The organism is Methylobacterium variabile (genome assembly GCF_001043975.1).
Classification (GTDB): Bacteria; Pseudomonadota; Alphaproteobacteria; order Rhizobiales; family Beijerinckiaceae; genus Methylobacterium; species Methylobacterium variabile.
Genome location: NZ_LABY01000221.1, coordinates 1 through 21,334, shown reverse-complemented (window position 1 = coordinate 21,334; position 21,334 = coordinate 1). Strand labels below are relative to the sequence as shown.

Sequence of the window (21,334 nt, the reverse complement as noted above, 5' to 3'; positions counted from 1 at the left end):
TACACCGGCCAGATGAATGGGCGAACTGCCCCTGCCGTTCCTCGGGCGGGTGCGGAGCCCGGACGGGGAGTACCTCCATCTGATCTTCATGTGCGAGGGCGACATCGACGGCTGCTGCCCGTGGGATGCGGACGGAGGGGCCAATGCCGTCGTCTGCGTCGATGCCGACACGGTCGGCGTCGCCGCCGGTGCACCGGTGAGCGGCGGCGTCCGGTGCGAGCCGTACGGCTCGCGGGTCGAGTGCGTGGAGGTGTCCCACTACAACGAGGCCCGAACCCTGTGGTCCGAGCGAAATCCCGGTCGCCGACGCGAGGTCCTGGGTCAGATCGGAGGCGAGGCCGACTGGCTGAACTTCGACGGGACGCCCGATTGCGACCATTGCCGGAGGCCCATGCGCTTCGTCGCGCAGCTCGAAGCCGGCCCCGACCACGAGACCGAGATGAACTTCGGCGGCGGCTGCGGGTATCTCTTCGAGTGTGCGTGCGCGGGCGGCTCGGGCAAGTTCCTGTGGCAATCCACCTGACGGCGCTCTCCCCCGGCCGGCCGCGCGGAAGCTGCCGGTCGAGGGCGACGATCCCTCCGTTCCCGACGGGCTCTGGTCCGCGCCGCCGGAGGATCGGATCCCGGCCGTGCGGCCGGGATCGTCTGCTCACCCGAGATCCGCTCCCTGCGTGTTGACGTAGAGGCCGTAGAGCGAGCGGGTCGAGGCCATCAGCAGGCGGTTGCGGTCGCGGCCGCCGAAGCAGAGGTTGGCGCAGCGCTCCGGCAGGCGGATGCGGCCGATCATCTTAGCCTCAGGCGAGAGCACCACGACGCCGTCCTCGGCCTCGCCCATGCCCCAGCCGCACCAGAGATTGCCGTCGCGGTCGGCCCGGAAGCCGTCGGCGGTGCCCTTGCCGCAATCGAAGAACACCCGGCCCTCGCCGAGCGCGGTGCCGTCCTGCGTCACGTCGAAGGCGCGGATCAGCCGGTTGGGCTCGGCCCGGGCCTCGATGACGTAGAGCGTGCGCTCGTCGGGGGAGAAGCACAGCCCGTTCGGGCCTTTCAGGCCGCGGGCGACCGCCTGGACCGCACCGGTGGCGGGATCGACCCGGTAGACGTTGCCCGGCAGCTCGGGCGCGGCCATCGCCTCGACCGGGTTCGGGCCGAAGGCCGGGTCGGTGAACCAGACCGAGCCGTCGGAGCGGCAGACGACGTCGTTCGGCGAGTTGAGCGGCTTGCCCTCGAACCGGTCGGCCAGCACCGTGATGCGACCGTCGTGCTCGGTGCGGGTCACCCGGCGCGTGCGGTGCTCGCAGGTGAGGAGCCGCCCTTGCCGGTCGCGGGCGTTGCCGTTGGCGTAGTCGGCCGGCCGGCGGAAGACCGTCACCGCGCCGGTCTCCTCGTCCCACTTGAGGATGCGGTCATTCGAGACGTCGCTGAACAGCAGCATCCGCATGTCGCCGAACCAGACAGGCCCTTCGGCCCAGCGAAAGCCGGTGGCGAGGCGCTCGATGCTGGTGAGGGCGATGCGGTACTTGGCAAAGCTCGGATCGAGGATCTCGATGGCCGGATCGGGCAGCCGCTGCGCCTGCTCCCAGGCTCGGGCGGTGCCCGCAGCCAGAACGCCCGCCCCGGCGGCCAGAATGGCCCTGCGGTCGAAAGTCATGTCGTCCTCTCTGTCCTTGGCGCCGGTTGCTCCGGCGCTCGCCGGGCTCGCATCGTCGCGTGGGATGCGCGCTCGGGCCAAGCTTGCTAGATTTTTGGTCGATCCGCTGCGGAAGGCAAGCCGAGCTGAGGGATGGTTTCTGATAAAATTGATTCTGGATTGATGATGCAGAAATAAATACAATTATTTTAATGAAATAGCATGACTTGTCGTCATTCCGGGTCCGCGCATCGGAGCCTGGAATTCAAATGATTTGACGATTCAGGAGAGGAGCGACTGCGTTCCGCTTCGTCCTGGACCATCAGCATTTCCGCATCCCGGAGCTCTCGCCCGCGGCGAGCCCCGGGATGCGGTGGTGCCAGTTCGGTCGGTCTGCCGTGTCTCGCAGCCGGTCCTCAGGTGATCGGCGCCGGGTTGAACAGGGTCAGGTCGTTGTAGAGGCCCCAATGGTCCGACCACGGCTTCTTCCGCCCGCTCGCCACGTCGAGGATCAGGCGGAAGAGCTCCCAGCCCGTCTCCTCGATCGTCGCCTCGCCGGTGGCGATCCTGCCGGCGTCGAGGTCGATCAGGTCGGACCAGCGCTGCGACAGCTCGGTGCGGGTCGCGACCTTGATCACCGGCGCCTCGGCGAGGCCGTAGGGCGTGCCGCGGCCGGTCGAGAAGACCTGGAGCGTGATGCCGGAGGCGAGCTGCAGCGTGCCGCAGACGAAGTCGCTCGCGGGCGTCGCGGCGAAGATCAGGCCCTTCTGGCGCACCCGCTCGCCCGGGGCCAGCACCCCGCGGATCGCGCTCGTGCCGGACTTCGCCACCGAGCCGAGCGCCTTCTCGACGATGTTGTTGAGGCCGCCCTTCTTGTTGCCCGGAGAGGGGTTGGCGCTGCGGTCGGCCTCGCCCTTGGCGAGGTAGTCGTCGTACCAGGCCATCTCGCGGATCAGCGCGCGGGCCACCTCCTCGGTCTCGGCCCGAGGGGTGAGGAGGTGGATCGCGTCGCGCACCTCCGTCACCTCGGAGAACATCACCGTGGCGCCGGCGCGCACCAGGAGGTCGGCGGCGAAGCCGAGGGCCGGGTTGGCGGTGACGCCCGAGAAGGCGTCGCTGCCGCCGCATTGCAGCCCGACCACGAGGTCGGCCGCCGGGCAGGTCTCGCGGGTGCGCCGGTTCAGGACCTCGAGGCGCGCCTCGGCCATCGCCATGATGCTGTCGAGCATCATCCCGAAGCCCTGGTGCGCCTCGTCCTGGAGCCGCACCACGCCGTCCGCCTGCCCGTCCGGCAAAAGCCGCTCGGAGACGAGCTTCTCGCAGCCGAGGCCGACCACCATCACCTCGCCGCCGAAATTCGGGTTCCGGGCCAGGCTCTGCAGGGTGCGAATCGGGATCACCGCCTGCGGCGCGTTGATGGCAACGCCGCAGCCATAGGCATGGGTCAGCCCGATCACGTCGTCGACGTTGGGGAAGCGCGGCAGCAGCTCCTGCTTGATGCGCCGGATCGCCACCTCGAGGGTGCCGGCGACGCATTGCACGCTGGTGGAGATCGCCAGGATGTTGCGGGTGCCGACGGAGCCGTCCGGATTGCGGTAGCCCTCGAAGGTGTAGCCCTCGAGCGGCGGCAGCGGGGCGGGCACCCGGGTCGCGAGGGGAAGCGCGTCGAGGCTCGGGGCGGTCGGGGTGCGCACCCGCGACTCCTCGACCCAGGCCCCGCGCGGGATGTCCTGAACGGCGGTACCGATCACCTCGCCGTAGCGGCGGATCTCTCCCCCCTCGGGGATGTCCTCGAGCGCGACCTTGTGGCCCTGGGGCACGAACTCGGCCAGCACGAGGCCGTCGGGAAACGCCGTCCCGGCGGGCAGCCCGAAGGCGTTGACCACGATGGCGACGTTGTCGGTCTCGTGCAGGCGGATGGTGCGGGGCGCGTCGCCCCGCGGCGCAGGGGCGTCGTCCGGGGTGGCGTGCCCCTCGGCAGTCCGCGGCTCGTCCAGCATCGGCTCCCTCCCGTTATCGAGGGCATCCTTGTGGATGCGCTTTCGTGAATGCGTCCTGGCCGGCGGTGCCTTTCGGCCGGCCAAACGACGGCGCCGCCCCTCGGGGGAGCGGCACCGCCTCTGTCGTCGCGCCGCTTACTCGGCGGCCAGCGCCTGCGCCGGGGCGACGCGGGCGACGAGGGCCGCGAGCTCCGCCTGCTCGGCCGAGGTCAGGTCGGTGAGCGGGTGGCGCACCGGGCCGGAATCGCGCCCGACCGCCCGCATGCCGGCCTTGATGATCGAGACGGCGTAGCCCTTGCGGCGGTTGCGGATCTCGATCAGGGGCAGGATGAAGTCGCGCAGGCCCTGCGCCACCGCGTCCCGGTCGCGCCGGCGCACGGCGGCGTAGAAGTCGAGGGCGAAGCCCGGCACGAAGTTGAACACCGCCGAGGAGTAGGTGGTGACGCCCATCTCGAGGTAGGGCAGGGCGAAGGTCTCGGCGGTGGGCAGGCCACCGATATAGGTCAGCCGGTCGCCCAGCCGCGAGTAGACCCGGGTCATCAGCTCGATGTCGCCGATGCCGTCCTTGTAGCCGACGAGGTTCGGCAGCTTCTCGCACAGCCGCGCCAGAGCGTCGGGGCCGATCACCGCGTTGTCGCGGTTGTAGACGATCACCCCGAGCCCGGTCGCGCGGCACACCGCCTCGATATGGGCCGAGAGGCCCTCCTGCTCCGAGCCGACGAGGTAGGGCGGCAGCAGCAGCAGGCCGTCGGCGCCGGCATCTTCCGCGGCTTGCGCCATCTCGCAGGCGATGGCGGTGCCGTAGCCGGCCCCGGCCAGCACCGGCACCCGGCCGTTGGTCTCGGCCACCGCGATGCCGACGACGCGGGCGACCTCGGCCGGGGTGAGGGAGAAGAACTCGCCGGTGCCGCCCGCCGCGAACAAGCCGGCGACGTCGTAGCCGCACAGCCAGTCGAGGTTGCTGCGGTACTGCGCCTCGTCGATGGCGAAATCGGCGGTGAAGGGGGTCACTGGGAAGGAGAGCAGGCCGGCGCCGAGGCGCTGGGCAACGTCGACGGGCGAGAGCGCGCTGGACATCGGGGCGTGTTTCCTCACTTCGGGCTCGGGGCTTCGCCCCGCTGGTCCGACGGTCTACGCCCGTCCACGATGCCCTTCCAGCACCATGTCGGCATGGTTCAATTCAAATCCGGCATCGATGCGTCGAGCGTCCCGGCGAGCTCGGCCAGGATCGGGATCAGCGGGTTGTCGTTGCTCCGTCGCCAGACGAGGTAGAGCTCCACCGGCCGGCGCGGCCGCGGGACGAGGGGCCGGAGCGTCACGCCCGCGACACGCAGCGAGGCGGCGGATTCCGGCACCAGGGCGAGGCCGAGCCCCGAGCGCACCAGGGACAGGATGGTGTGGATCTGCGCCAGGTGCTGCACCGCCTTTGGCGCGAGATCGCCTTCCGCGAAGTAGTCGCCGACGAGGTCGTGGAAGTAGCGCGCCTCGTCGGGGGCGTAGGCGATCAGCGGCTCGGCCGCGACCGCCTCCGCGGCGACGCCGTCGCCAGTCGCCAGCGGGTGGTCGTCGGGGAGCGCCGCCACCAGGGTCTCGCGGGCGATGCGCAGGGCGCCGTCGGCGGCGGGCGGCAGGGGCGGGCGCATCAGGCCGAGGTCGATCCCCTGCGCCCCCAGCGCCTCCGCCTGGGCGGCGCTGACCATCTCCTTGAGCAGGATGTCGGCCTCCGGCAGCCGCGCGCGCGCCGCCCGCACCAGGTCGGGGAGGGTGCGGTAGGCGGCGGCCGCCGTGAAGCCGAGGGTGACGCTGCCGGCCTGGCCCGCCGCGACCCGGCGCGCCGTGGCGGCGGCCTCGTCCGACAGGCGCAGGATCCGGCGCGCCTCGACCAGGAAGCGGCGCCCGGCCGGGGTCAGCCGCACGGCGCGGCTGGTGCGGTTGAGGAGGGCGACGTCGAGGATGCGCTCCAGCACCTGGACCTGTCGGCTGACCGGCGGCTGGGTCAGGTGCAGCCGCTCGGCCGCTCGGCCGAAATGCAGCTCCTCGGCCACGGCCACGAAGCAGCGCAGCTGGCTCAGCTCGAACATCGGGACACTCCGCGCCGTTTCCCCAAGGGATGTCTTAAGGTATGGCCCAGGGGATGAAGAGCGGGCGCTCGCGCGTTCCGGTCTCGAGGCCCAGGCGATCCGCCGGCCGTGTCCCGCGAAAGGCCGTCGATGTCATCGCCGCTCCACCTCTTCCGGCACGCCGTCCCGTTCACCGGCTATCCGTACCGGGGCGAGGGGATGGCCTGCAATCTCTGCGGCGGAGCCGAGGCGCTGACCGTGGCCGAGACCGACCGGCGGCTGAAGCGGCTGCGCTCCGTGGCCTGCACCGGCTGCGGCCTGATCCGCACCGACCCGATGCCGACTGCCGCCGAGCTCGAGGCCTACTACGCCTCGGCCTACCGCGCTGCCTACCAGTTCGCCCTCGGCCGGCGCCCGCCGCGCCACCATCTCAACCGGTCGCGGCGCGAGGCGGCGTTCCGGGCGGAGCTGCTCGCCCCGGCCTTGCGGCCCGGTGCCCGGGTGCTCGATTTCGGGTCTGGCTCGGGCGAGTTCCTGGCCGCCGCCCGGGCACGGGGCTGTGCAGTGACAGGGGTCGAGCCCGGGCGCAGCTACGCCACCTATGCCCGGGCGGAGCACGGCGCGCGGGTGCTGGACCGGCTCGACGCCCTTCCGGCCGACGAGGTCTTCGACGTCGTCACCGTCCACCACGTGCTGGAGCACCTGCGGGATCCCGTCGACACCCTGGCGCGCCTCGCCGACCGGCTCGCGCCCGAGGGCGTGCTCTACGCCGCGGTGCCCAACATGGCGGCGACGGGCAAGCCGCCGCACGAGCGCTTCCACTTCGCCCACGTGCACGGCTTCGTGCGCGACACCCTCGACCGCGCCGCCCGCCGCGCCGGGCTGACACCGGATCCTGGCTACTGGCGCGAGGACACGACCGCGGTCTACCGGCGCTCCGCCGCCCCGGTGCAGGCAGAACCCGGCCCGGCCGGGCCGGGCCTCGCGCGGGAGCTCGCCGCCGCCCTCGCGCCGGTTCGGCCCGGCGCCTACCTCGCCTCGGGCGCCTGGCTCGGGCCGATGGTCCGCCGCAACGCGAAGGCGATCCGCGACACCTTCGCGTCCCGCTGAAGGCGGATCCCTGAGCGGCGCATCGCCGGCGATGCGCCGTCCTCCAGGTCGCGGGCCGTGCCCGGGTCAGGCCGAGAGCCGGGCCCGCTCCTCGGCGTCGCGTTCCGCGAGGCCGTAATAGGTCCGCAGGATGTCGCGGTAGACGAATTGCCCGTACTCGCCGCGCCGCGCGTACAGCTCGGGCAGCGGGAGGCCGAGCAGCAGGTCGTTGAAGGCGCTCACGTCGCGGGCCAGGGCCGGATCGACGATCACACCCTCGCCGCGGGCGCGCAGGCGTTCTGCCGGGGCGCCGAGATCGAACACCACCGGGGGCACGCCCGCCGCCCGGGCCAGGGACAGGGTGTAGCAGTAGGTTTCCGGCCAGATCGAGGCGATCAGCACCAGATCGATGCGCAGGGTGCGCAGGAGGTCCATCGCCTCCTGGTCGCTCCCATAGGCGCCGGTCTCGGTCACGCCGACCGAGGCGAGGCGCTCGGGCATGTTGGTGTAGCCCACCACCTGGTACTGGATCGGCAGATCGCGCAGGCGGGCGTCCAGGGCGAGGTCGTGCAGCACATTCGAGCCCTTGTGCGCCCCGATGGCGCCCAGCGCCGCGATCCGCAGGGGACGGGTCGGGCCAGCTGGCTCGTCCATGACCAGCGGGCGCCGGATGGCGGGCGGCAGCCGCTCCTCGTGCGGCCGGACCACGATCCGGCTGCCGGGCAGGTGGGGCGCGAGCCGTCGGGCGATGTCGTGCGAGGGGGCCAGCACCGCCTCCGCTCCCGCGAGGAAGCCCGCGTAAGTCTCCCGCCGGACCGCCGGGTCGACCACCCCGCGGCTGCCGTGGTCGATGGCGATGCAGCGTCGGCAGCCCTCGGCGTCCGGCAGGCCGCAGTAGCGGGCGAGCGGCGTGACGAGGTCGTTGCGATGGCAGGCCGCGGCGTAGTCGTGCAGCGTGAAGGCGTATGGCCCGGTCGCCCGGATGATCGCCATCATCCGCTCCGTCGAGGACCAGTCCAGGCCGACGAAGGAGTGCACGTGCACGAGGAGCGGCCGCAGCCACTCCAGGAACGCCGCGACGAGATGGCCCTGCCGGTCGATCTGGAGCGTCTCGAACGAGACGATCGGGATCGCCCGCTTCGAATCTGGCAGGTGCTCGAGCCGGATGCTCCGCTCGTCCGCCGCCTTCAGGATCACGACCTCCACCCCCTCGCTCGTCAGGCGCTCCGCCAGGTCGCGGATATGCGTGAGGATGCCGCCGATCCGGTTGTGGGTGACGAACACCACGGTCCGCGGCCCGAGGCTCCGGGCCAGGCGGTAGAGGTCGAGGCGGATGCGCGCGTCCAGGCCGGGATCGGCCTCGACGTAGGCCCGGACCTGGGACGTGTAGTCCGGGTGCTTGCGCAGGAGTCGCTGCTCGATCTGCACCATGTCCTTGCTGAAGGTGTTGTCGAACGACGCTCCGCCGGAGTGGTAGACGAAGATGTCGTGGGCGAGCAGGTTGCGGTAGCCCGCCTTCTGCGCCCGCAGGCAGTAGTCGTTCTCCTCGCCGTAGCCGCGGCCGAAGGTCTCGGCGTCGAAGTCGCCGATCGCGTCGATGATCGTGCGCCGCATGTAGAAGCAGAAGCCGACGCCCGTCGGCACCTCCGAGGAGAGGTGGCGGTTGCAGGCGCGGGCGCAGGCGTCCAGCTCCGGCAGGGCGAGCTCGAGCTGGATGCGGTTGTTGACGTTGAACTGCGGGTAGCTGCAGATCGTCGCGTTGTTGGACAGGGGCGTGATGGTCGCCGCGTCCGGGTTGGCGCGGGCGTGCCACAGCATCCGGTCGATCCAGTCGCCGTAGGGGATCGCGTCCGAGTTGAGCAGGATGACGTCCTTGCCCTGGCAGAAGGCGAGCGACCGGTTGACCGAGGCAACGAAGCCGAGATTCACCTCGTTCTCGAGGTAGAGGAACAGGCCGCGGTCGGCGAGCCGGCCGAGCGCTTGGTTCAGCTCCGCTTGCGGCCCGCGATCGTTGACGACGAGGAGCGCGAAGCGGGTCGCCTGCGGGTTCGCCAGCACCGCGTGGACGGCGCGCAGCGTCTCCTCGTAGCCCTTGAAGACCGGGATCACCACGACGACCTCGGCGGCCTCGAGGTCGGTCGCCGGGCTTGCTTCGGCCCACTCAACCTCCGTCGGCGCGGTCGGCGCGGGCCAGAGCGCGTCACCGAACGGGTTGGGCTTCAGGCCAAGGTCGCGGCCTGCCGTGACGTAGTGGTAGAGTGGGTTGATTGTGCTCGGAACCGTGTCCTCATGCTGCTTCCGGTAATATCCGCTCCAGAACAGCTCGGAAGGATTGCGCCCCTCCTTCCAGCCGTGCTCCGCGTAGTGATGCAGGGGGTCAATTCCGGCCTCGCGCACGTCGGAGTACGTCGACAGGTAATAGTTCTCGTCGAAGCTGGGAGCGATCGCCTCGAGCACCGCCGCGAGACTGTCCGTGACTGGGGCCGCCTCGGCCGTCGTCCGCCGCGCCACCGGCACGAGCGGCCCGGTTCCCCCGAGCAGGCCGTGGGTCGAGACGTAGTGATAGAAGGGCGGGACGTCGCTGTGGCTCAGGTGCTGGTTGCGGCTGACGTGATCCTGCGTGACGAAGTGCGGGTTGGGCTCGTAGCCCAGGCGCCAGCCGCTGATCAGGTAGTGGCTGAGGGGATCCGCGACGAGCGTGAGGCCGTGCGCCCGGAGGTAGAACTCCTCGTCGAAGTAGTCGCGGATCACGCGCTTCTGGATCTCGAGGAATTCGGCCGGCGACCGGGTCAGCGTCGTACGGCGCTGGTGGGCGGGCAGGGCGGCGTAGTGCAGCAGCGGATTGACCGCCGGCTGCGCCGGATCGAGGTACTTGTCCTTGTAGAACAGGGTCGAGAACGTCGCCGACGGATCGCGCCCCTCGCGCCAGCCGCTCGCCATGTAGTGGTCGAAGGGGTTCTGCCCGCTCTCGGCGACGTCGGGATTCGTCCTGACGTAGAACTGGTCGTCGAAGAGGGACGCGGCGCCCCCGACAGGCAGCCATTTGCGGAGAGATTTCCTAATCATCGTTTAAGTGACCACTCACTGACGTTGACCCGACGCGCGTGAGCGGCGCATCGTGTGCGGCGGCGTTCATCGATCAGGCGGGATGGATCACCGCCTCGTTCGTCCGGGTGTGCAGCTGTTCTCTCCCGGGTGTGAGGGCGCCGGCGGCATGGCCGCCGCGGCTCTCGCTCCATCCTTCTTCACCCGGAACCTGTCACGGGCTTCGCGCAACATTATGACTGCCGCCTGTCAGCTTCCCGCGACGGGTGCCGCAAGCCTCGCACCATGTCAGGCCGGCCGGCAGGCAGGGAACGGCCGGGATTTCGGCGATCGGTGCGCGTTTCGCGCCACCAAGGACACCGCCCTCCCGCGATCCCGGGTGATGCCACGGCACCGTCCAAGACCCAGTTCGATCTCGGAATGCGTGGATCGACCACAGCGGGCCTGCCGCCGGCGGCGGTCGAGCCCGTCACGGTGGCCTCACCGCAGATCGAGCCCCGTCGGGGGCCATGGTCCTGACAGGGTGTCAAGCGCGGACTTGCCGGCCTCCGATCGTGCCTCCGCGAGGACCAACATCTGGAAACATTAGTTCATGTGAGAGTACGGATAGGGCGATGTCACGCGACCTCCGGTGCGGCGTGGGACGAGGATCGTGCCTGCAGGGCCGAGATCCCGCCCCCTCACGGGACGCTTCCCGTCCGACGAGGTGCAACTTTCACGTCGCGAGACCGCAGTCTTCTTCCTTGCCGCGCACTCGCCCGATGCGCCTCGGCCGACCGACGTGGCCGAAGTGTCACGTGCGCTAACATCCATCGCGCGACACACGAATCCGGGCTTGCCGGCTGCACGGCCATGCTAAGAAAACGTGAGCAGGAACAGTAGCTTAGTATCGTTCTAAAGAGCCATCCTCCCCGGCCATCATCGCCCGGGGACGGGCAGGCCGTTCGTCGAAGGTCCCGCCATGCGTTCCCATCACCGCGTTGCCGCCCAGCGCCGCCGCTGCTTCCACACCGTCCTCGGTGCCGTTCTCTCCGCCGGCGTCTCCCTAACCGCAGTGGCGGCGGCCGCCCAGGAGGCGACGCCGCCCCGCCAGGGCGCGGCTGCCGGCGGCACGATCCAGCTCGAGGCGATCGACGTTGCAGGCAACGGCGCCCGGCCCGGAGCGACGGTCGTGACGGCCCGTCCCAAGGAGGACCCGCGCGGTCCGATCGAGGGCTACGTCGCCAAGCGCACCCTGGTCTCGACCAAGACCGACACGCCGCTGATCGAGACGCCGCAATCGGTCACGGTGATCGGGCGCGAGCAGCTCGACGCCCTCAAGCCGCAGCAGGTCGGCGACGCGGTCGCCTACTCGGCCGGCGTCTACGGCAACGTCTTCGGGCCGGATCCGCGGGTCGACTTCTTCCTGATCCGCGGCTTCACGGCGAACGACACCGGGCTGTACCGGGACGGGCTGCAGCTCTTCAACTACGGCTTCGCCGCCTACAAGGTCGACACGTTCGGCCTCGAGCGGATCGACGTGCTGCGCGGGCCGGCCTCGGTGCTGTTCGGGCAGGGCGGCCCCGGCGGCCTGATCAACCTGATCAGCAAGAAGCCGCCTTTCGAGCCGTTGAACTACGTCGAGGTCGGCGGCGGCTCGTTCGGCCAGAAATACCTCGCCTTCGATTTCGGCGGCCCGGCCGACAAGGAGGGGCACTGGTTCTACCGCCTGACCGGCATCGGCCGGCAGGGCGGCACCCAGGTCGACGGGCTCGACGAGAACCGCGGCTACATCGCCCCGACCTTCACCTACAAGCCGGACGGCGCCACCACCTTCACGCTTTTGTCGAGCTTCCAGTACGACGATACCGGCCGCCTCAACGCGTTCCTGCCGTATTACGGCACCGTGCGGCCGACGGTGCTCGGCCTGCGCATCCCGCAGAACTACAACGTCTCGGATCCGTTCAACAACACCTACCGGCGCAGCCAGGCGAATATCGGCTACGAGTTCGAGCACGTCTTCGACGACACCTGGACCTTCCGGCAGAACCTGCGCTACGCCTTCAGCGATTCGCTTGACGACGCGTTCCTGGGCGGGCTGTTCGGCCTGAACGGGTTCGGCTACGCCGACGCGAACCAGACCCAGATCGCGCGCTACCGCTTCCGCGCCTCGTCGCGGGCCCGGCTGTTCAACGTCGACAACCAGGCGGTGGCCCGGTTCGACGACGGCTTGTTCAAGCACACCGTCCTGATGGGCCTCGACTACAAGAACTTCCAGCTCAACGACAACAATGCCACCGGCGGCTTCGCCGGCACGCCGGTCGCGAACTTCAACATCATCACGCCGAACTACGGCAGCCCGAGCGTCCCGGTCGCGCCGTACCTCGTCAATTACGACGTCTTCCAGCAGCTCGGCCTCTACTACCAGGACCAGATCAAGCTCACGCCCGAGCTGACCCTGGTCGTGTCCGGCCGCGGCGACTTCACCTCGAACGAGGTCAACAACCGCCTCACCAGCACGCAGACGCGGCAATCGGCCAACGCCTTCACCCAGCGCTACGGCCTGATCTACAACTTCGATTTCGGCCTGGCGCCCTACGTCAGCTACGCCAGCTTCTTCAACCCGCAGGTCGGCACCAACTTCTTCAGCCAGCCGTTCAAGCCGACCACCGGCGACCAGTACGAGGTCGGCGTCAAGTACGAGATCCCGGGCGCGAACGCCTTCCTGACCCTCGCCGCCTTCGATCTCGCGCTGGCCAACACCCTGACCGCCGACCCGACCAACACCCTCAACCAGCTCCAGCTCGGCGAGACCCGCTCACGCGGCTTCGAGGCGCAGCTCGTCGCCAGCATCACCAAGGACTTCAACGTCGTCGCGTCGTTCACGAGCTACAACCTCGAGATCACCAAGGGCGATGTCGGCACGATCGGCCGGACGCCGACCAACACGCCCGAGACCCTGGCCTCGGTCTTCGCCGACTATACCATCCCGACCGGCGACTGGGCCGGCTTCGGCTTCGGCGCCGGGGTGCGCTACGTCGGCCGCTCGTTCGCGAACGTCGACAACACCCTGACGGTGCCGGAGCGGGCCCTGTTCGACGCGGTGATCCATTACAGCCGCGACAACTGGCGCTTCGCCATCAACGCGGCGAACCTTGCCGACAAGCGCTTCGTCTCGTCGTGCCAGTCGGTCACCGCCTGCTTCTACGGCGAGCAACGCCGCATCACCGCGAGCCTCAGCTATAAGTGGTGAGGGCGGCGGCGGGCTTCGCCGCCCGCCGCCTCGCTCAAGGGCTCCTTGGGCCGGATCCGCGCGGGATCCGCTCCAGAAGGCCGCGCAGGGCGGCGGTCACCACCTCCTCGCCGCAATCGCGCCGGACGGCCGCCAGGGCCCCGGCGCGCAGGCGCTCCCACAGGGCCTCGTCGCGGGAGAGGGCGAGGCAGGCCTCGGCGAAGTCCTCCGCCGTGCCGCCGACCATCAACTCCCGTCCATTCGACCATCCGAGCTGGCCGGCGAGCAGCGGCGTCGCGACGACCGGCAGGCCAGCGGCGGCGGCCTCGTGCACCTTGTGCGGGATCCCGGCGGCGAAGCGGGTCGGCGCCACGAACAGGCGGGCCCGGTCGTAGACCGGGCGCAAGTCGTCGACCCGGCCGAGGCAGACCACCCGGTCGTCCAGGCGCGCGCGGATCAGCTCGGACCGGTTCTCCCCGGCGAGGATCAGGCGGCACTCCGGCAGGCGCGCCCGCACCAGGGGTAAGACGTGGTCGATGAACCAGACGATCGAATCGGTGTTGGGCGAGGTCTCGTCCGGGAAGCCGCCGACGAACAGCAGGTCGCGGCGCTCGCCGAACGGGCGCTCGCCGGGCTCGGGCGCGAGCACGTGGCCGATCCGCACCGTCTCCTTGCCGGCGGCCCGGAAGGCGGCGGCCTCCTGGTCCGAGACGCAGATCACCAAGTCCGCCGGCGCCGCCACGGCGAGCTCCGCCGCGACCATCTCCCGCCCGGCCTCCTCGCTCACCGGATCGCCCAGGACCGCCCGGCGTCCGATCTCCCGGGAGCTCACGATCGCCTCGGCGTCGTACCAGAGGAGGGGACGCTCCAGCACGTCCGGATTGGTCTCGAGGATGCGCTTGATCCGCTCCATGTTGTGCGGCCGGCTGACCAGGATCGCGTCGTAATGGTCGTGCCGGGCCTTGAGGAAGTCGTAGATCGCGTGGGCGGCGTAGCCGAACGCGACCTCGATCGTCGGGGCCAGGGCCTGCCGGACCTGATGCCAGGGCTCCCCCGCATCGTCGGTCGGCAGCAGCGTCACCTCGGCGCCGAGCCCCGCCAGGAGGTTGAGGATCGTCCGGGCTCGGGGATAGCCGGCGCCGAGGGTCGGGTGCGGCACCTTGTTGTCAATGTAGAGGATGCGCGGCGCCCCGGGCGGGCTGCTGCGGGCCGCCAGCAGGTTCGAGAGGTCGGGGGGATGCTGGCCGGCGAGGGTTTCGGCATGGCGCGCGGCGAAGACGGCGCGGTGGGCGCCCTGCAGGGAAGCGGCCTCCTGCCGGCCATCCGGCGCGGCACTCCCGAACTCGACGTGGACGAGGGCGACGAACGGGTCGTAGACGATCCGCAGGCCCCGCTCCCGGATCCGGGTGCAGAGGTCGGTCTCCTCGTAGTAGGCCGGGGCGTAGGCCTCGTCGAAGCCGCCGAGGTCGCGAAACAGCGCCCGCTTCAGCATCAGGAAGGCGCCCGAGCAGTAATCGACGTCGCGGCGGAAATTGGCCTCGAAGGCGTCCGGATCGGCGTCCCGGGCGTAGCCGACGCAGGAGCCGTCGGACCAGACGATGCTGCCGGCCTCCTGCAGGCGCCCGCTCGGCAGGATCAGTTTTCCGCCGACGGCGCCGACGCCCGGCTCGCCGGACAGGACGCGCTCGGCCGCCGCGACCGAGCCCGGCAGCAGGATCGTGTCGTTGTTGAGGAGCAGCAGGCTCTCGCCGCGGGCCTGCGCCGCTGCAGCGTTGACGGCGCGCAGGAAGCCGAGATTCTCCGGGCTGCGCAGGATGGTGGCGTTCTCGATCCGGTCGAGCAGCGTGCCGGTCCCGTCGCGCGACGCGTTGTCGAAGAGGATGACCTCGTAGGGGCACGCCGCCGCGTCGATGGTCTCGGCGATGCTCCGGACGCAGTCGAGCGTCAGGTGCGCCTTGTTGAACAGCACCAGGATGATCGAGACCTTTGGGGCCGCCGTGGCCGGGAATCGCACCGCGAGGCCGGCGCCGAGGAAGCTGTCCGCCCGGATCCGAGACAGCCGGTCGCTCGCCTCCCGGACCCCGTCGCCGCCCCCGGGCGCCGCGTGCCGGGCGGGGCGCGGCGCGCGTCCCTCGGCGCGGCCGTGGCGGAGGTAGTGCGAGACCGGATCGAGGCCGGTCTGGCGCAGGTCCGGGTTGGTGCGCAGGTAGAATGCCGTGTCCAGCGCCTCGGAGGGGTTCCGGCCTTCGCGATAGCCGTAGGTGACGTAGTGGACCAGGGGATTGGCCCCGGTGGCGAAGATGTCCGGATAGGCGTCGAGGTACCAGTTCGAGTCGAACACGGCGTTCGGGCGGCCGTAGGCCGAGGCGACCGAGAGGTAGTGCACGAGCGGGTTGACCGAGCGGTCGGCGCCCCGTGTATGGGCGTAGTAGTGCTCGGCCACGAAGGCCGGGTGCGGGTCGAGCCCGTAGCAGGCGGGGCGGTGGAGGTAGTCGAACAGCAGGTCCCGGGCGGGACGGGGATCGGCCTGGCCGGCCAGGAAGGCGAGGTCGAGGAGCGGATGCGGATCGCGGCCCTCGGCGAGACCGTGGCGCAGGATGTGCCGCAGCGGGTCGAGGCCCTGCAGGTCGCCGACGGCGCGGCCGTACCAGGCGGCGTCGAAGAGCGGGTGGGTCGAGCGCTGCTCCGCCGCGCCGTGCTCGGCGTAGTGCCGCAGGCAATCCCGCACCCGCTCGGTGATGTCGCCGTAGCGCGCCCGGTAATAGGCCGGATCGAACAGGAGGTTCGGCCGGTGCCCTGCCTCGCAGCCTGCCGCGCACCAATGGGCGAGGGGGGAGGCGTAGTCCCGCGCCTCCGGATACATCGCGAGGTAGAAGCGGGTGTCGAAGTAGGGGTTCGGATCGACGGTGCCCGAGCCGGCATGGGCGAGGTAATGGGCCAGGGGATCGGTCCCGGCCGCCCCCGGCAGGTAGGTCCGCGCGTACCAGACGGGATCGAACAGCGGGTGCGGCTTCGCGGTGAAGCCCGATCTGCGGTACGCCCGGTAGGCTCGCCGGTCGAAGGTCAGGCCGCCGAGGGTGACATGGGTCAGGGTGACCTGGGTGAGGGTGACCTGGGTGAGGGCCCCGACCAGGCCGTTGCGTCTCGCTGCCACCGCGCATCGTCTCCCGCCCGCGCGGGGGCGGGACGCCCCGGCGCGATCGGGCGCTCTCTAAGCCGACTCGCCGCCGCATGCCACCGCGCCGTCCGGCGAGGGGACGCGGCCCGGCCGTCCCGCGCGGGCGGGGGAGCGCGGAAGCGACACCCCGCCCCGGGCGTGCTAGACTCGCGTCCCATGGTTGCTCGCCCGTTCCCGCCGCACACTCCGTCCGGACCCGCGCGGGGAGGCGGACCCGCTGCCGCCGCTCCGGGCCGACCACGGCCGCTTCCGCTCCTCGCCCCATGAGCGCCATGCCGTCGGCCCTGGACTACCGGGGCCTCTTCGACGCCTCGCCCAATCCCTACCTGGTCCTCGATCCTCTCTGCCACATCGTGGGGGCGAACCGGGCCTACCTCGCCAGCGTGGACCGCACCCTGGACGAGCTCGTCGGCCGCTACGTCTGGGACGCGTTCCCGGGCGAGGCGGACCAGGTCGAGCCGATGCGGGCCTCGATCGCGCGCGCGGTCGCGACGCGCCGGCCCGACACGGTGGCGCTGCTGCGCTTCGACACCCCGCGCCCGGCCGCCGCCGGCGGCCGGGAGGAGCGCTACTGGAGCGTCACCCACAGCCCGATCCTCGACGCGGCCGGCGAGGTCCGATCGGTGCTGCACCACCCGATCGACGTGACGGCCCTGCAGCCGGGCCACGACCCGGAACCCGGGACCCTGACGCCGGCCCAGAGCGGGATCTTCAGCCGGGCGCAGCACGTCTCCGAGACCAACCTCGCCCTGGAGGCCGCGCATCGGCGCCGGGAGCAGATCTTCCAGCAGATGCCGGGCTTCGTCGCCGTGCTGCGGGGACCGCGCCACGTCTTCGAGTACGTCAACGACGCCTACGTGACGATCGCCGGCCAGCGCGACTTCATCGGCCGCAGCGTGCGCGAGGCGTTTCCCGAGCTTGCCGACCAGGGCTTCTACGAGCTCCTCGACGCGGTCTACCGCACCGGCGAGCCGTTCGCGGCCCGTGCGATGCCGATCCGCCTGACCGGCCAGGACGCCGAGCGCGCCATCGACCTGCTCTACCAGCCGCTCCGGGACGGGTCGGGCGCGGTCACCGGCATCTTCGTCGGCGGCTACGACGTCACCGAGCAGGTCCGCTCGCAGCTGGCGCTGCGCGACAGCGAGGAGCGCTACCGCACGCTGCTGGAGAGCATCGATGTCGGCTTCTGCATCCTGGAGATGAAGTTCGACGCGGGCGGCCGGGCGGTCGACTACCGGATCGCCGAGGCCAACCCGGCCTTCGCGCGCCAGACCGGGGCCGACGTCGCCGGCCTGTGGGTGAGCGAGTTCGCTCCCGACCTCGAGCGGCACTGGTTCGACACCTACGGCCGCGTGGCGCTGACCGGCGAGCCGGTGCATTTCGAGAACCAGGCCGACGTGTTCGGGCGCTGGTTCGACGTGCGCGCCCTGCGGGTCGGCGACCCGGCGCAGGGCCGGGTCGCGGTCTTCTTCAGCGACATCTCGGACCGCAAGCGCATGGAGGAGGCGCTGCGGGTCCTCAACGCCTCGCTCGAGGCGCAGGTCGCCCAGCGCACCGCCGAGCGCGACCAGATCTGGCAGGCCTCCACCGACCTGTTCTGCGTCGCGACCCTCGACGGCTACTTCGTCAGCCTCAACCCGGCCTGGACCCAGCTCCTCGGCTGGGCCGAGACCGACCTGCTCGCCCGGCCCTTCCTCGACTTCGTGCACCCGGACGACGTTCCGGCAACGACGGCGGCGGCCGACGGGCTCGCCCGCGGCGAGCCGCAGCTCACCTTCGAGAACCGCTACCGGCACCGGGACGGGTCCTATCGCTGGCTGTCCTGGAACGCCGTGCCGCGGGAGGGGCGTATCTACAGCACGGTGCGCAACGTGACCGCGATCAAGGACCAGGCGGCGGCGCTCGCCCAGGCCGAGGAGGCGCTGCGCCAGTCGCAGAAGATGGAGGCGGTGGGCCAGCTGACCGGGGGTGTCGCCCACGACTTCAACAACCTGCTCACGATCATCCGCTCGTCGGTCGACTTCCTGCGCCGGCCCGAGCTGCCGGAGGCGCGCAAGGCGCGCTACCTCGACGCGGTCTCCGACACCGTCGATCGCGCCGCCAGGCTCACCGGCCAGCTCCTCGCCTTCGCCCGCCGCCAGGCCCTGCTGCCCGAGGTGTTCGACGTCGGCGAGAAGGTGCGGGGCGTGGCCGACATGCTCGACACGGTCACGGGCGCGCGGGTGCGCGTGGTGGTGTCGGTGCCTGACCGGCCGTGCTTCGTGCGGGCGGACCTGAGCCAGTTCGAGACGGCGCTCATCAACATGGCGGTCAACGCCCGCGACGCCATGGAGGGGCAGGGCACGCTGACCTTGAGCCTGGCCTGCGGCGCCGCGATGCCGCCGATCCGGGGCCATGCCGGCTCGCACAACGCCTTCGCGGCGGTCTCCCTCACCGATACCGGGCCGGGCGTGCCGCCGGACCTCATCGGTCGCATCTTCGAGCCGTTCTTCACCACCAAGGAGGTCGGACGGGGCACGGGCCTCGGCCTCTCCCAGGTTTTCGGCTTCGCCAAGCAGTCGGGCGGCGACGTCGACGTGACGAGCCGTCCCGGCGAGGGCGCCACCTTCACCCTCTACCTGCCCGAGGCGCCGGCCACGACCGGATCCGGCGACGAGGCCGCCGCCGACTCCCCGGGTTCGCCGATCGGCGCCGGCGAGAGCGTGCTCGTCGTCGAGGACAACATCGAGGTCGGACGCTTCTGCACCCAGATCCTGCACGACCTCGGCTACCGCACCACCTGGGCGACGAACGCCGAGGAGGCGCTCAGCCGCCTCGGGACGGATGGCGGGGACTTCGACGTCGTGTTCTCCGACGTGGTGATGCCCGGCATGGGCGGCCTCGCGCTCGCCCGGGAGCTGCGCCGGCGCCTGCCGCACCTGCCGGTGGTGCTCGCCTCCGGCTACAGCCACGTTCTGGCGCAGGACGACGCCCACGGCTTCGAGCTCCTGCACAAGCCGTATTCGGCCGAGCAGCTCGCCCGCATCCTGCGCCGGGTCACCCGGCAGGGGCCGCGGCGCCGCGTCGGATGAGGCGGGAGACAGGCCATGCAGCCCGACAGCTTCGTTCTCGCCCCGAACGGCTGGGTGCCGAACAACCCGGTCCTGCCGGTGCTGCACTACCGCGGCGCGTTGGTGGAGACGGCGGACCGGGCCGCTGCCCTCGAAGACCTTCTTGCCCGCAATCACTGGCCGGCGCAGTGGCGCGACGGCGTGTTCGCCTATCACCACTACCATTCCACCGCCCACGAGGTACTGGGCGTCGCGTCCGGCAGCGCCCGCCTGATCCTCGGTGGCGAGAACGGGCGCGAGGTCGCGGTCGCGGCCGGGGACGTGGTGGTGCTGCCGGTCGGCACTGGGCATTGCCGGCTGGCGGCGAGCCCGGATTTCCTGGTCGTCGGCGCCTATCCGCCGGGCCAGAGCTTCGACTTGTGCCGTGGCGCGCCGGACGCGGACGCCCGGGCCCGGATGGCGGCCCTCGGCGTTCCGGACAGCGACCCGGTCCACGGGCCCGGTGGCCCGCTGACCCGGCTCTGGCGCCGGACGTGAGGTCGAGGCGACCCGGGCCGCTTCGGAACTGGGATCCAGTGCCCATCTTGGTTCCATAACATAGCTTATGCGAATCATATTCGTAGGCGCAAAGTCGGAATGTCTCATACCGCCGCGCCTTCGAACGGACCCGTTCGGAGGCGCAAGGCAAGCCCGAACGGGCGCCGGCGCTGATGCGCCGGACGCCTTCGCATCGACGTGTCGATGCGAAGGCGCGAGGGTATCACCTGAGCCAACTCGGGATGGCACACTCCCCCGTTCTGCGGAACGCGGGAGGTCGCCACGGGATGGGTGCTGACGAGCGAGCACGAGCCGGCTGCGGTGCACGCCGGTCGTGAGGATCGAGCCGTCCATCGCCACTCTGGTCGGCGAGCAGCGCGGTGTCGGCCCGGCGCACTATCCGAAGGCCTGACTGGCGAGGGCGAAGACCTGCGCCGGTCCGGTCCCTGGCGGCGTGCCGCGGGTCATCTGCGCACCCTGGTCGACGTTGCGGAGGCCGCAGGCTTCCGCGAAGGGGACGAGTGGCCCGTCCTGCTGCGGCGTGTCGAGGCGCAGGAAGGCGCCCGCATGGGCCCTCACGTGTGGGCTCGCGAGGGCGATGGCGGCTCCAAGGTTGGTGGCGACGAGGGGCCGATCACGTGGCCGTGGCCGAACGGCCTGCAGACCGAGAAGCCGGCGACGCGGCCTCCCTCATCCATCACGCAAGTGCGGCCGACCCGGCGCAGGATCTTCAGCAGCCGGCCCCGGTTGCCGCCGACGGCCTCGCGGTCGAGGCTGGCGATGGAGGGCCAGTCGGCCTCGGTGGCGGGGCGCACCCGGGGGTCGTCGGTCGCCGCCGTCGCATCCGCCATGCCCTGGTGCTGTGTGATGGTGCCGGTGGCGCGAAAACCCTCCAGCTCATAGAGCCGTCGACCCGCCACAGTGGCGACGAGCCGGATGGTTCGCTCGCCCGCGGCGGAGAGAACCTCCCGCAACAGGCGCCGGCCGGTACCCCTGGCCTGCATCCGGGGCGAGACGATCACCATGCCGACGGTGGCCAGCCTCTCGCCGAAGGACTACCACATCGCCGAGCCCACCACCTGCCCGGCCTCGTCGCAGGCGGCGACACCACGCCCGATCTCCAGCGCCAGGCACCAATCGTCCGACCGATGCGGCCAGCCCACCTCGACCGAGAGGCCGTGCACCGCCGCAATGTCGGCCTCGGTCATCGGGCGGATCACCGCGAGACTCATCATCACTCCGGGTCTCCGTTCCGGGCGGTCCCGAGAGATAGAGCGCCCGACGCTGCGATTGGAGCGGCAGATACCCGGCGAGCGTGGCCCATGCAGTGATCGGGGTCATACAGGTGCATCTGCGCAGCGGGTCGATTCCGCACGCCGTAGACCGCTGGCAGGGAGGCTGACGAACACTCCTTGAACGCGGCGCGTGCATACCCATCTAGGGTACACGCCGGCCGCGCGGGCCCGGGCAGGCCCCCTGCCCCGCTGTCTGTCGCATCGGCCGCAGCCTTCGGGCTTCGGGCGAGTTGACAGGCGAG

Annotated in this window: 12 protein-coding genes and 1 pseudogene; 5 read left to right on the top strand and 8 right to left on the bottom strand. The window is 71.0% G+C overall.

Features of this window, described 5'->3' with window-relative positions; genetic code table 11:
- The first annotated feature begins 16 nt into the window (after positions 1-16).
- Entirely contained in the window at positions 17-523 is a 507-nt protein-coding gene (locus VQ02_RS34955) for a hypothetical protein (protein ID WP_053080581.1), read from the top strand.
- 126 nt (positions 524-649) lie between these two features.
- On the opposite strand, the gene VQ02_RS27715 is transcribed toward VQ02_RS34955, so the two are convergent.
- From VQ02_RS27715 to VQ02_RS27700, 4 genes are all read right to left on the bottom strand, one after another.
- Positions 650-1,648: an SMP-30/gluconolactonase/LRE family protein gene (locus VQ02_RS27715; RefSeq protein ID WP_157080843.1), complete on the bottom strand. Its 999-nt coding sequence runs from the start codon at positions 1,646-1,648 to the stop codon at positions 650-652.
- Between the two features lie 395 nt (positions 1,649-2,043).
- Positions 2,044-3,627 (bottom strand): galactarate dehydratase, encoded by a 1,584-nt coding sequence (gene garD / locus VQ02_RS27710; protein ID WP_083469493.1) that lies wholly within the window; start codon positions 3,625-3,627, stop codon positions 2,044-2,046.
- Between the two features lie 135 nt (positions 3,628-3,762).
- On the bottom strand, positions 3,763-4,704 hold the full coding sequence (kdgD, locus tag VQ02_RS27705) for a 5-dehydro-4-deoxyglucarate dehydratase (protein ID WP_048447471.1): 942 nt from the start codon (positions 4,702-4,704) through the stop codon (positions 3,763-3,765).
- A gap of 98 nt (positions 4,705-4,802) precedes the next feature.
- Positions 4,803-5,708, bottom strand: coding sequence for a LysR family transcriptional regulator (locus VQ02_RS27700; RefSeq protein ID WP_048447470.1), 906 nt, complete (start codon positions 5,706-5,708; stop codon positions 4,803-4,805).
- 129 nt (positions 5,709-5,837) lie between these two features.
- On the opposite strand from VQ02_RS27700, the gene VQ02_RS27695 reads away from it, so the two are divergent.
- On the top strand, positions 5,838-6,797 hold the full coding sequence (locus VQ02_RS27695) for a class I SAM-dependent methyltransferase (RefSeq protein WP_048447469.1): 960 nt from the start codon (positions 5,838-5,840) through the stop codon (positions 6,795-6,797).
- Between the two features lie 66 nt (positions 6,798-6,863).
- Here the strand turns inward: VQ02_RS27695 and VQ02_RS27690 are convergent, their stop codons facing one another.
- Complete coding sequence (locus tag VQ02_RS27690; protein WP_048447468.1) at positions 6,864-9,842, bottom strand: glycosyltransferase; 2,979 nt, start codon at positions 9,840-9,842, stop codon at positions 6,864-6,866.
- A gap of 940 nt (positions 9,843-10,782) precedes the next feature.
- Here VQ02_RS27690 and VQ02_RS27685 point away from each other — a divergent pair.
- Positions 10,783-13,053 carry a TonB-dependent siderophore receptor gene (locus VQ02_RS27685; protein ID WP_048447467.1) on the top strand — a complete coding sequence of 757 codons (2,271 nt, stop codon included), beginning with the start codon at positions 10,783-10,785 and terminating at the stop codon, positions 13,051-13,053.
- Between the two features lie 34 nt (positions 13,054-13,087).
- On the opposite strand, the gene VQ02_RS34950 is transcribed toward VQ02_RS27685, so the two are convergent.
- Positions 13,088-16,186: a glycosyltransferase gene (locus VQ02_RS34950; RefSeq protein WP_053080580.1), complete on the bottom strand. Its 3,099-nt coding sequence runs from the start codon at positions 16,184-16,186 to the stop codon at positions 13,088-13,090.
- Positions 16,187-16,482: 296 nt separating this feature from the next.
- Here VQ02_RS34950 and VQ02_RS27675 point away from each other — a divergent pair, with 296 nt between their 5' ends.
- A complete protein-coding gene (locus VQ02_RS27675; protein WP_053080579.1) occupies positions 16,483-19,281 on the top strand; it encodes a PAS domain-containing hybrid sensor histidine kinase/response regulator in 2,799 nt (932 codons plus the stop codon).
- 15 nt (positions 19,282-19,296) lie between these two features.
- Positions 19,297-19,797 (top strand): cupin domain-containing protein, encoded by a 501-nt coding sequence (locus VQ02_RS27670; RefSeq protein ID WP_048447466.1) that lies wholly within the window; start codon positions 19,297-19,299, stop codon positions 19,795-19,797.
- A 396-nt stretch (positions 19,798-20,193) separates the two neighbouring features.
- Here VQ02_RS27670 and VQ02_RS39505 read toward each other — a convergent pair.
- Together VQ02_RS39505 and VQ02_RS36210 are read right to left on the bottom strand one after the other, a co-directional pair.
- Positions 20,194-20,822 (bottom strand): annotated as a pseudogene (locus VQ02_RS39505) (GNAT family N-acetyltransferase).
- Positions 20,823-20,852: 30 nt separating this feature from the next.
- Positions 20,853-21,035, bottom strand: coding sequence for a hypothetical protein (locus VQ02_RS36210; RefSeq protein ID WP_157080841.1), 183 nt, complete (start codon positions 21,033-21,035; stop codon positions 20,853-20,855).
- Positions 21,036-21,334 lie beyond the last annotated feature (299 nt).